Raw genomic sequence first — 11,892 nt, forward strand, 5'->3', positions numbered from 1 at the left:
GGTGGTCTACTTTATATTGGAAAATTGGAGCTATTATGTTTTTTGTTTTCTACTACCATAAAATACTTTCAAACAAAAAATTTAAAAACATAATAAAATTTAGTGGCTTATTTTTTCTGTTTTTTTCTGTTATTTATATTCTCTTAAATTTTAATGATTATTTTGTTAGATTCTTTCCTCCAATTAGTATTCTAGGTGCATTTATTATATTTCTATGTACCGTATTTTACTTCATTGAGGTTCTACTAAGTGATAAGATTTTAGTTTTTTATAAATCATTGAATTTTTACATTAGTTTCGCTATTTTTATTTGGTGGTTAATTATAACTCCAATTGTGTTATATGATATATATATGCTTCACAAAGATTTTAATTATATTAAATTAAGATTTTTGATTTACTTATTGGCTAATATTACTATGTATTCAACATTTACTTTCGCGTTAATTTGGTGTAAACCAGAATTAATAAAAAATAAACTTACATAATGATTGATTTTTTAACGCGTAATTTTAATTTTATCACTTACGCTTTGGAGTTTCTAGCGGCATTTGTTGGGCTGTTATGTATAAAAAAATATAGAAATACTTCAACACGTTATTTTATTTACTTTTTGTTTTACATTTTTTTCGTGGAAGTTATTGGTGCTATGCTTGCTTACACTCCAAATTTTTTACCAATTCAATTATTAAGAAAAATGGGGGTGCGCGTTTATAATTGGTATAATTTATTATGGCTTTATGGAAGTATTGTATTTGTGGTCTTCTATTTTCATGCTATTTTAAGACGAAAAAAACTTAAACTTGTAATACGTGTTGTAGGGGTTATATTTTCAATAATTATGCTATCACATTTTATATTTAATTTTGAAGTATTTTTAAATTCACGTTCCATTTTTTATCAAATAGCTGGCCTTATAACTACCTTTGTCTGTATAATCACATATTTTATTGAATTAACAAATAGTGATTCTATTCTAAATATGTTTAAAATATTTAGCTTTTACGCTAGTGTTGGTCTATTTTTATGGTGGCTAATAATAACTCCTGTTTTATTTTTTGATACCTATAATACAGAATCAGATTGGGATTTTGTTAATTTAAAAAGACTCATTTTTTTATTTGCCAATATATTTATGTATTCTTGTTTTACACTAGGTTTAATAATTTCAAAACCAATTAATGCTTAATTTATTTAATCTTTTTTTTCTTATTCAATCAGCGGTATCTACAGCCTCAGAACGCTATTTATTGGTGTACATGATAATAGTTTTGATTATTATTACATCTTTAGTTATTGTGTTTTTTGTGGTTTTTCAAAAGCGTAAAAACAAATTGCTTCAAGATAAAATTAAGCAACAACAGGCTTTTGAAGCTGAAATTATATTGGCACAAACCGAAGCGCAAGAACAAACTTTAAAAAATATTGGTTGGGAGTTACATGATAATGTGGGACAGTTATTGTCCTTTGCTAGCATGCAACTTAGTATATTAAAAATGCAAGTAGCAGATGATGTTAAAGATAAGTTTAAGGATACCTCAGAGGCACTTAGTAATGGTTTAAAAGAAGTTCGTGCACTTTCAAAAACGCTTAATAACGATGTTATTTTGAATATAGGTTTTGAAAAATCTATTACCAATGAGTTAGATCGCATGAAAAAGATGAAGTTTACATCTGCAGAACTAAAAATTATTGGAGATAAAGTACCTTTCGCTGATCGAAAACATGAAATAATTGTGTTTAGAATACTTCAAGAGTTTTTGTCCAATTCAGTAAAATATTCTGATGCAAAAAATATTGGAATTACTTTAAATTATAAGCCGGAACGCATCATTATTACTGCAACTGACGATGGTAAAGGTTTTGATGTTAAAGAGATTGAGCAGGGTTCTGGTTTAATTAATATGAAAAGTAGAGCCACACTAATACATGCAGATTTCGAATTGAATTCTAAACCAAGTAACGGTGTGCAATTGGTTCTTAATTATCCTTTAAACTAGTGCGCTCATTTCGTTATTTCTTTTACAGGGCGTATTGCTCACCAAAGAAAGCGTAATGTATTACTAAACATTCGAGACTATTATAATATTACGCAATGCTATCCAAAATACTTAAAAACGGTTTTTAGTAAACTAACTTTTTGTTTATAAGGCGCATATCTAAATGATGGGTCAATCCAATTACCTCGTTTTACTATTGGTTTTGTATTAGAAAAAGCTTCAAAGCCATGTTTGCCATGATATTCTCCAATGCCACTTGCGCCAACACCTCCAAAAGGTAATCTGTGGTTTCCAAAGTGGATTAGTAAATCGTTAATTACACCACCACCAAAACTAAATTTATTAATAGTTTCTTTTATAAAAGATGAGTTGCTAGAAAATACATAAAGCGATAACGGCTTATCTAAACTCCATATAATTTTTTCAATATCGGATGGCGTATCATACACTAATATTGGTAAAATAGGACCAAATATTTCTTCTTGCATTATTGGACATTCTAGATTTGGCTCATCAATTATAGTAGGAGCGATGTAACACGTTGTTTCATCTATTTCACCACCATGCACTATGGTAGTGTCTTTAATTAATTCAGCTAGTCTTTTAGTGTTTTTAGTATTTACAATTCTAGGGAAGTCCACAGAATTTTTAGGGTTATCGCTGTATCTATTAATTATTTCGGCTTTTAAAGCCTTGATAAGATCTTGTTTAATATTAGATTTTACAATAACATAATCTGGTGCAATACAGGTTTGGCCTCCATTTAAAAGTTTACCCCAAACCAAGCGTGTTGCTACTAATTTTAAATTAACAGAGTCGTCAATAATACAAGGCGATTTACCACCAAGCTCTAAAATAGTAGGCGTTAAGTGTTTTGCTGCCGCTTTTGCTACAATTTTACCAACTGTTGTGCTGCCAGTAAAAAATATAAAATCCCACTTTTGGGCTAATAACTCGGTAGACGTTTCTACACCACCTTCAATTGAAATAGCAAGGTCTTCTGGAAAAACATGTTCAATTATCGAGGTGATTACTTTTGAAGTATTTACAGTTAGTTCGCTTGGTTTTAATACAACCGTGTTACCTGCGGCAATAGCCATAATTAAAGGTTCTATGGCTAACAGAAAAGGGTAATTCCATGGTGCAATTATTAACACTGTTCCGTAAGGTTCTTTATAGATGTAATCTTTAGAAGGAAAGGTTAACAGCGACGCTTTAATGCGTTTAGGTTTTGCCCATTTTTTTAGGTTTTTAATAGCTAAGTTGAGTTCTGAAAGGACAATGCCTATTTCGCTTAAGTAAGCTTCAAACTCCGATTTTTTAAAGTCTTTATGTATCGCATCTAAAATGTCCTGCTCCCTAGCTAGAATTTCTTTCTTTAAGGCCTTTAAAAGGGATAGTCGATAGTCGATATCCTTTGTTTTCTGCGATTTAAAAAAAGAGTGTTGTACCGAAATAAGTTCTGAAATTGATTTCAAAGTTTTCTTTTAAAGGTATGAAAAAAATAAAGAAAGCGAAGTTGTTTTAATTACAGACAAGCATTCCAAATGGCATCATCTGGTAAAGGCGCATCAATAGAGATTGGTTCGTTTTTTACCGGATGCATAAACTCAATATGTCTGGCGTGTAAACTAATGCTTGCATCTTTGTTACTTCTATCAAACCCATATTTTAAATCCCCTTTAATAGGGCAGCCTATATTGGATAGCTGCACACGTATTTGGTGGTGTCTTCCTGTTTCAAGGTTAACTTCTAATAGAAAATAATTGTCTAATTTTTTAATTATTTTGTAATGAAGAATAGCCTTCTTACTTTCCGGAACTTCCTTTGTGTGTGCTTTAGACTTATTATTTTTAGGATTCTTTTTTAGCCAATTAACAAGCATGTCCTCTTGTTTCGGTGGTTCGTTTTTTACAAGTGCCCAATAGGTTTTGCTAATATCTTTTGAAACAAATAACTTATTTAATCTAGGTAAAGCTTTACTGGTTTTTGAGAAAATAACAAGTCCTGTGGTAGGTCTGTCTAGCCTATGTACGGTTCCTAAATAGACGTTTCCTGGTTTGTTGTATTTGTCTTTTAAATATTCTTTTACAACATCACTTAGTGGTTTATCGCCAGTTTTATCGCCTTGCACAATATCTCCCGCTCGTTTATTTACCACGATTATGTGGTTGTCCTCGAATAAGACTTGGAGGTTGGATTTGTTTGATAGTATTTTAGACACGTATTTCACTGATTTTCACGGATGCTTACTCTTGTGTTTTTTTACCCTTGCAAAGTTTTAAAGCGCATGAGTAATACTGTATTCTTCGCCTGTGACTGAAAACTTAATATTTCTCACTTTCATTAGGGAAATCGGCACTTTTTACATCATCTACATATTGAGAAATAGCAGTGGTCATTTCATCATACAAACTTAGATATCTGCGTAAAAAACGTGGATTAAATTCGTGTGTCATACCTAGCATATCGTGTAATACAAGTACTTGTCCATCTACATCTGGTCCTGCACCAATTCCAATAATTGGAATGCTAACGCTTTCGGCCACTTGTTTAGCAAGTTTAGCAGGTATTTTTTCTAAAACAATAGCAAAACAACCAATTCTTTCGAGCATTTTAGCGTCTTCAATTAGTCTTTCTGCTTCTTCTTCCTCTTTAGCACGAACGGTATAAGTTCCAAATTTATAGATAGATTGTGGCGTTAAACCTAAATGTCCCATTACCGGGATTCCTGCGTTTAAAATACGTTTGATAGATTCCTTAATTTCTTTACCACCTTCTAGTTTGACCGAATGTGCGCCACTTTCTTTCATGATTCTAATAGCAGAACGTAAGGCTTCTTTAGGGTCGCTTTGGTAGCTTCCAAAAGGTAAATCTACAACAACCAAACATCTGTCGATAGCACGAATTACAGAAGAGGCATGATAGATCATTTGGTCTAATGTAATAGGTAATGTAGTTTCGTGTCCAGCCATAACATTACTGGCTGAATCGCCCACAAGAATAACGTCAATACCAGCACCATCAACTATTTTGGCCATAGTATAATCGTAGGCCGTAAGCATAGATATTTTTTCGCCATTGGCTTTCATATCTACTAATGTTTTAACGGTAATGCGTTTGTATTCTTTTTTTGCTACAGACATGTATTTTAAATTTAGTTCGTCCGTAAAAATACTAAATAAAGAAGATACTTTTATAGTTTTCTTTCAGGTGAATTTTGAGAGTTGATTATCAGTTGTTTTGGTTGAATTTCAGGATACCGATATTCCAAAATATATTTCTCGCAAAGTTGAATTAGATAAAAAGAGAAAATAAAATAGAGAAAAGAAAATGCGGACTTGAAAGTGAAATTTTGAGTATATCTGAAAACCGAGACTGTGACTATAAACTGAATTCTAACAATCTGTTAAATAAACACCAACAGCTAAACCGCCTTCGCTAGTTTCCTTATATTTAGAATGCATATCTTTTGCGGTTTCCCACATGGTATTTACCACTTTGTCTAAAGGTACTTTTACATTTTCGGGATTGGTATCCAAGGCTAATTCTGCAGCGTTTATAGCTTTAATAGCTCCCATGGCATTACGTTCAATACATGGTATTTGTACTAAGCCTCCAATAGGATCGCAGGTTAACCCTAAATGATGTTCCATGGCTATTTCTGCTGCAATTAAAACTTGTTCTGGTGTGCCTCCAAGTAATTCGGTTAATGCACCGGCTGCCATGGCAGACGAAACTCCAATTTCTGCTTGACAACCACCCATTGCTGCACTTATTGTGGCGCCTTTTTTAAAGATACTTCCTATTTCGCCTGCAACTAACAAAAATCGTTTAATATCCTCGAAATCGCCGTCGTGGTTTTCTATAACCAAATAATACATTAAAACCGCGGGAATAACACCAGCACTTCCGTTTGTTGGCGCTGTTACTACACGACCTAATGATGCATTAACTTCGTTTACGGCTAAGGCAAAGCAACTTACCCATTTAAGGATTTGGCGAAATTTAACTTCGGTATCTCGTATGCTATAAATCCACTCTACGGGCGTGGTGTATGGCGATTTACCAACTAAGGTTTTATGCATATCGAAGGCACGTCGTCTTACATTTAAACCACCAGGAAGACTGCCTTCGGTATGGCAACCGGTGTACATAGAATCTAGCATTGTGTCCCAAATGCGTTTTAATTCTGCATCAATTTCGGTTTCTTCCCGAATGGATTTTTCGTTTTCTAAAACAACCTGCGATACGGGTTTGTTTAGTGTTTTACAAAATTGAAGTAGCTCTGTACCTTTATCAATAGGATAGGGGAATGCGCATTTTATTTCGAAATTACGTTTTGAGTTTTTTCGTTCTTCTTTTACAACAAATCCGCCACCAATAGAATAGAAGGTTGATGCTGTTTTTTTACCATGACATACTGCTGTAAATTTTAATCCGTTGGCATGAAAAGGCAAAAACTTTTTATTGAAAACGATATCTGTTTTTGGGTTAAACTCTAAGTTATGTTCATTATTAAAAGCTAAGGTGTTTGTGTCTTTTACTTTAGAAATAATGTCGCTAATGGTTTCGGTAGGAATGGTTTCTGGATTTGCGCCGTATAAACCTAGTATTACAGCATAATCTGTGGCATGTCCTTTTCCGGTTAAAGATAGGGAGCCATATAAATCGACTGTGATACTTTGCACAGCGTCGAACTTTTTGGCGTCTTTAAGTTCTTTAATCCAACGTTCGGCAGCTCGCCAAGGTCCAAGTGTGTGTGAACTTGAAGGGCCAACGCCTATTTTTAGCATGTCGAAAACCGATATACACTCCATAAATTAGTCGTTTTGCTGTAAAGATATATCAAAAAATAATCATAAGTGTAAAGTTGTTTAGCCTTGTTATTTTAAAAATATTAGAGTTTAAAAATCTTTTTAGTTATAACTGTCTTAGTGCCTTTTATGGAAAGAAAATAAACACCACTTTCTAAATTTTCTGTACTAATTTCTCTTTTATTATTAATGAGTCCTTTTTGTAAAATTTGACCACTTAGATTTACGAGATTGTAGTGTGTTAAATCATGATTATTATTACTAAAGTGTAAGTTGATTTTGTTTTGAGCTGGGTTTGGATAAATTTTCAAGAAATCCTTATCAATACTATTATTGGATGTGGATAAGGTAAAGGAGGATAAAGCACAAACGGCATCAATATCTGCTCCAGGCGTAGTGCTAGAACAAGAACCGTTTGGAATATCTGTAATTTGAATGGCATTAAATTTTAAAGTTTTTTGAGAATATCCGGTTATTACAGCGTCTATATCAAATCCGCGTATTGAGCCGCTTATGGAACCTATTTCATAAAACCCATCATCATCAATATCTGGTAGGTTATTGTTAATGAGTTGCGTTTCTGTAAATGCATCGGCTGGTCTAATGGCTAAATCGCTGGCTTCTACTTGCGGTCCAATTTCAAAAACATAAACATCATTTTCCTCTGTGCCGCTATTGGTTAAGAGATTGTTTGTAAAACCTAGTTTTATAGAGCCACCCTGACCTAAATAAACATAGCTGTAAGGATCTCCAGAGACAAAATCATTTAAGCCAATAGCGCCCTCTGGATCGGGGTCGGCATTATCACATCCTGGGTTGTAATCAATAAGTACGTCTGCAAAGGTTATACCGTCTGTACATAGTTCGCAACCATTATTAGACCCTAAATTTTGGCAATCTGGGTCGTTACAGTCAATAAGTGTGTCGTTGTCATTATCAATACCGTCGGCACAGGTTAAGGCTGTATTTTCTTGACCAAAAGTAGACATGGTTAAAAATGTAAATAAAAGAAATAGATGGATTGTAAATGTTTTCATGAGAATAAAGTTTTTTGTGTTAATAGCTTGATTTAAAGATAGTAAAACAAAGTGTTATGTGAATGTTCTTACGTGTTAAAGTTTTGATTTATAATTAGTTGTAAAAAATGAAGCGTTTTTTTACATATACTTAATTGAAAACCCATTTTAAATATTAAGGACAAGGTTTTTAGATAGTTGTGCAAGGGATTGAACGGTATGTTTGAGCTCCCCGACTTTTTAGGAGGGAGCGAGTAGTGAAAGCCCGACCCTTGTGGTTGCGCCCAAATTCTCGATACATTCCGCTTTGGCGCGATAATTAAAGTGACAGAAAACCAAAGTTTTATTACTTATAAGTGACTGAAGACTGCATACTGACTACTGCAGACTAAAAATATGACACTATGTCATAAATTTTCAGTTGGCATAATGATTGACTTATACAACCTGAAATTAAAAATGAATACAAAGTTTCTGTGAAGACGGAAATCTATAAACAATAAATAAAAAAATATTATGAGTAAAATTATTGGAATCGATTTAGGAACAACCAACTCTTGCGTTTCTGTAATGGAAGGTAACGAGCCAGTAGTTATTCCTAATGCAGAAGGAAAAAGAACGACACCATCTGTTATCGCTTTTGTTGAAGGCGGTGAAATTAAAGTTGGTGACCCAGCAAAAAGACAAGCGGTAACTAACCCAACAAAAACAGTTTATTCTATTAAACGTTTTATGGGTAACAAATATTCTGAGTCTAAAAACGAAGCAGAACGTGTACCATATAAAGTGGTAAAAGGAGATAATGATACACCTCGTGTAGATATTGATGGTCGTTTATATACACCTCAAGAATTAAGTGCAATGATTCTTCAAAAAATGAAGAAAACTGCCGAAGATTACTTAGGTACAGATGTAACTCGTGCGGTAATTACTGTACCTGCTTACTTTAACGATAGCCAACGTCAAGCTACTAAAGAAGCTGGTGAGATTGCTGGTTTAAAAGTAGAGCGTATTATTAATGAGCCTACTGCTGCTGCTTTAGCATACGGTATGGACAAAAAAGGAACTGACCAAAAAATAGTAGTATTTGATTTTGGTGGAGGAACACATGATGTATCTATCCTTGAATTAGGAGATGGTGTATTTGAAGTACTTTCAACAGATGGTGATACACACTTAGGTGGTGATGATGTTGATGAGAAAATTATTAGCTGGTTAGCCGATGAGTTTAATGCTGAAGAAAATATGGACTTACGTAAAGACCCAATGTCTTTACAACGTTTAAAGGAAGCAGCTGAGAAAGCGAAGATTGAATTATCATCTTCTGCGCAAACAGAAATTAACTTACCTTATATTACTGCTACAGCTAGTGGACCAAAGCACTTAGTGCGCACATTAACACGTAGTAAATTTGAGCAATTAATTGACGATTTAGTAAAACGTACTATCGAGCCTTGTCAATCTGCATTAAAAGCAGCAGGTTTATCTAAATCTGATATCGACGAAGTTATTTTAGTAGGTGGTTCTACACGTATTCCTGCAGTACAAGCTGCCGTAGAGAAATTCTTCGGAAAAGCACCAAGTAAAGGTGTAAACCCTGATGAAGTTGTATCTCTTGGAGCTGGTATTCAAGGTGGTGTATTAACAGGAGATGTTAAAGATGTATTACTTTTAGATGTAACACCTTTATCTCTTGGTATTGAAACTATGGGTAACGTATTTACTAAGCTTATTGAAGCTAATACTACGATTCCTACTAAAAAATCGCAAGTATTCTCTACAGCAGCAGATAATCAACCATCTGTAGAAATTCACGTATTACAAGGTGAAAGAGCAATGGCTGCCGATAATAAAACAATAGGACGTTTTCACTTAAGTGATATTCCACCAGCAAGAAGAGGAACTCCACAAATTGAAGTAACTTTTGATATTGATGCTAATGGTATCATTAAAGTATCGGCTGAAGATAAAGCAACTGGTAAGAAACAAGATATCCGTATCGAGGCTTCTTCTGGATTAAGCGAAGAGGAAATCGAGAAAATGAAAGCTGATGCTGAAGCAAATGCTGAAGCAGATAAAGCTGCAGCTGAAAATGCTCAGAAATTAAACGAAGCTGATTCTATGATTTTTCAAACGGAAAAACAATTAGAAGAGTTTGGTGATAAATTATCGGAAGATAAAAAACAACCTATCGTTGATGCTTTAGCAGAGTTAAAAACAGCTTACGAGTCTAAAGACTTAGCAGTAATTACTCCAGCTTTAGATAAAATTAACGAAGCATGGAAAGTGGCTTCTGAAGAAATGTACAAAGCACAAGCGGAAGCGCAGGGTGGTGCTCAACCAGGACCAGATGCTGGAGCAGGAGATGCTCAAGCTGAAGGAAGTGATGTTGAAGACGTAGACTTCGAAGAAGTGAAATAAGTTTAATTACTTAATGTTAATATAAAAACGCAATCATTAATTTGGTTGCGTTTTTTTTATGGCGTTACCCAAGGGTCGGGCTTTTGGCAGTCGCTTTTTTGTGTTGCATAGGTGCAACAACACAAAAAGAGCTTCAACAAATGCCTCAATCCCTAACGTAATTATCAACTTAGGTTTGTTTTTTAATTGAAAGTTATTTCAATTTTTGGATAGGTTCGTTTAATGCTTTTACGGATATGAAATCGTTTTAATGTTTTATATCCGACGTTAAACGAAGTTAGTTGATTTTTTTTACAAAGTCAAGCGCTTTATTAATTTATAACTCATTATAAAACTTCACATATATCCATTCAAAATATTTATTTTTACCAGAAATTTAAAGCATGTCCTTTTCATCAAAAATAAAATCTAATTACATCCCAAAACGATTAGCTGTAAAGTTAAACTCTAAAGGCGAGCAGTTTGTTGTGCAAGGACATCCATGGGTGTTTTCCAATAATATTATAAAAATAAATGACGATGCAAAATCTGGAGATTTAGCCATCATTTTTAGTAAAAATAAAAACCGAGTAGTTGGTTTAGGCTTGTATGATGCCAATTCGCCCATTCGCATTAAAATGTTACATAGTAGCTATGAAAAAGCAGAAATTAATGCCGCTTTTTTCAAAAGTAAAATTGAGCTAGCTTACCATAAAAGAGAACCCTTATTACGCACTAATACCAATAGTTACCGTTTGCTTTTTGGAGAAAATGACGGTTTTCCAGGTCTTATTGCCGATGTTTATGCCTCGGTTTTGGTGGTTAAAATTTATTCGGAAATTTGGTTGCCCTATCTAGAAAGTATTATTCCTAGTTTACAGCAAAGGGCTCAAGCCGAAACTGTTGTAGTGCGTTTAAGCAGAAGTTTAGAGCAATCTAAAGCACATAAACTTGAAAATGGAGAAGTGGTTTATGGCGTTTTAGAAAATGAAGTTGTAGAATTTGTAGAACATGGTGTTAACTTTTCGGCCAACGTTATTAAAGGACATAAAACAGGCTATTTTTTAGATCATCGAGCCAATAGAAAACAAGTAGGCGAGTGGAGCAAAGGCAAAACCGTTTTAGATGTTTTTAGTTACGCTGGCGGATTTTCGGTACACGCTTTAGCCAATGGAGCCAAAGAAGTTACAAGTTTAGATATTAGCAAACAAGCTCTAGAAATAGCTCTGGAAAATGGAAAACTTAATAGCTATTCTGGAATACATAAAACTATTGCTGGCGACGCTTTTGCGGAATTGAAGCTGCTTATACTTAACAACGTGACTTTTGATGTGGTGGTTATAGATCCGCCAAGTTTTGCAAAACAAGCTTCGGAAATTGATTTAGCTAAAAAGAAATATGCCCAATTGGCAGAATTAGGCGAACAATTAGCAGCTAAAAATGGCTTGTTGGTTTTAGCATCGTGTTCATCACGAGTTTTAGCCGATCAGTTTTTTGAAATTAACCATAAAACCTTAGGGGCTACAAAAAGACCTTATAAAGTGGTTTTAAAAACGGGTCATGATACCGATCATCCTATTGGCTTTCCAGAAGGCGCTTATTTAAAATGTGGGTATTATAGGTTTAAAGGGTAGTTTTTAAATGTTTATTTTGCTATGC

General features: G+C 33.9%; 9 protein-coding genes. 4 read left to right on the top strand and 5 right to left on the bottom strand.

The window, feature by feature from the left end; translation table 11 throughout:
* The first annotated feature begins 487 nt into the window (after positions 1-487).
* The gene (locus AAFN75_RS14290; protein ID WP_411806967.1) at positions 488-1,189 is read left to right on the top strand and encodes a hypothetical protein; all 702 of its coding nucleotides are present in this window, start codon (positions 488-490) and stop codon (positions 1,187-1,189) included.
* Entirely contained in the window at positions 1,182-2,000 is an 819-nt protein-coding gene (locus tag AAFN75_RS14295) for a sensor histidine kinase (RefSeq protein ID WP_411806968.1), read from the top strand. The genes AAFN75_RS14290 and AAFN75_RS14295 overlap by 8 nt, the downstream gene beginning before the upstream one ends.
* Positions 2,001-2,098: 98 nt before the next feature.
* Here AAFN75_RS14295 and AAFN75_RS14300 read toward each other — a convergent pair whose 3' ends face one another.
* The 5 genes from AAFN75_RS14300 to AAFN75_RS14320 form a co-directional block, all read right to left on the bottom strand.
* A complete protein-coding gene (locus AAFN75_RS14300; protein WP_411809287.1) occupies positions 2,099-3,469 on the bottom strand; it encodes an aldehyde dehydrogenase in 1,371 nt (456 codons plus the stop codon).
* A gap of 59 nt (positions 3,470-3,528) precedes the next feature.
* Complete coding sequence (locus AAFN75_RS14305; protein WP_411806969.1) at positions 3,529-4,224, bottom strand: RluA family pseudouridine synthase; 696 nt, start codon at positions 4,222-4,224, stop codon at positions 3,529-3,531.
* A 103-nt stretch (positions 4,225-4,327) separates the two neighbouring features.
* Positions 4,328-5,146, bottom strand: coding sequence for a 3-methyl-2-oxobutanoate hydroxymethyltransferase (gene panB / locus AAFN75_RS14310; protein WP_411806970.1), 819 nt, complete (start codon positions 5,144-5,146; stop codon positions 4,328-4,330).
* Between the two features lie 252 nt (positions 5,147-5,398).
* Positions 5,399-6,820, bottom strand: coding sequence for an L-serine ammonia-lyase (locus AAFN75_RS14315; protein ID WP_411806971.1), 1,422 nt, complete (start codon positions 6,818-6,820; stop codon positions 5,399-5,401).
* 80 nt (positions 6,821-6,900) lie between these two features.
* The gene (locus AAFN75_RS14320; protein WP_411806972.1) at positions 6,901-7,854 is read right to left on the bottom strand and encodes a T9SS type A sorting domain-containing protein; all 954 of its coding nucleotides are present in this window, start codon (positions 7,852-7,854) and stop codon (positions 6,901-6,903) included.
* A 495-nt stretch (positions 7,855-8,349) separates the two neighbouring features.
* On the opposite strand from AAFN75_RS14320, the gene dnaK reads away from it, so the two are divergent.
* Positions 8,350-10,254, top strand: coding sequence for a molecular chaperone DnaK (dnaK, locus tag AAFN75_RS14325; protein WP_144116077.1), 1,905 nt, complete (start codon positions 8,350-8,352; stop codon positions 10,252-10,254).
* Between the two features lie 383 nt (positions 10,255-10,637).
* Positions 10,638-11,867, top strand: coding sequence for a class I SAM-dependent rRNA methyltransferase (locus AAFN75_RS14330; RefSeq protein WP_411806973.1), 1,230 nt, complete (start codon positions 10,638-10,640; stop codon positions 11,865-11,867).
* Positions 11,868-11,892: the final 25 nt, after the last annotated feature.

It is taken from the genome of Algibacter sp. AS12 (assembly GCF_046736315.1).
GTDB classification, from domain to species: domain Bacteria; phylum Bacteroidota; class Bacteroidia; order Flavobacteriales; family Flavobacteriaceae; genus Algibacter_B; species Algibacter_B amylolyticus.

Excerpts from the sequence above, each read along its gene's own strand:
- panB (WP_411806970.1), bottom strand. The coding sequence starts at position 5,146 with ATGTCTGTAGCAAAAAAAGAATACAAACGCATTACCGTTAAAACATTA.
- AAFN75_RS14320 (WP_411806972.1), bottom strand. The coding sequence starts at position 7,854 with ATGAAAACATTTACAATCCATCTATTTCTTTTATTTACATTTTTAACC.
- AAFN75_RS14290 (WP_411806967.1), top strand. The coding sequence starts at position 488 with ATGATTGATTTTTTAACGCGTAATTTTAATTTTATCACTTACGCTTTG.
- AAFN75_RS14315 (WP_411806971.1), bottom strand. The coding sequence starts at position 6,820 with ATGGAGTGTATATCGGTTTTCGACATGCTAAAAATAGGCGTTGGCCCT.
- AAFN75_RS14295 (WP_411806968.1), top strand. The coding sequence starts at position 1,182 with ATGCTTAATTTATTTAATCTTTTTTTTCTTATTCAATCAGCGGTATCT.
- dnaK (WP_144116077.1), top strand. The coding sequence starts at position 8,350 with ATGAGTAAAATTATTGGAATCGATTTAGGAACAACCAACTCTTGCGTT.
- AAFN75_RS14330 (WP_411806973.1), top strand. The coding sequence starts at position 10,638 with ATGTCCTTTTCATCAAAAATAAAATCTAATTACATCCCAAAACGATTA.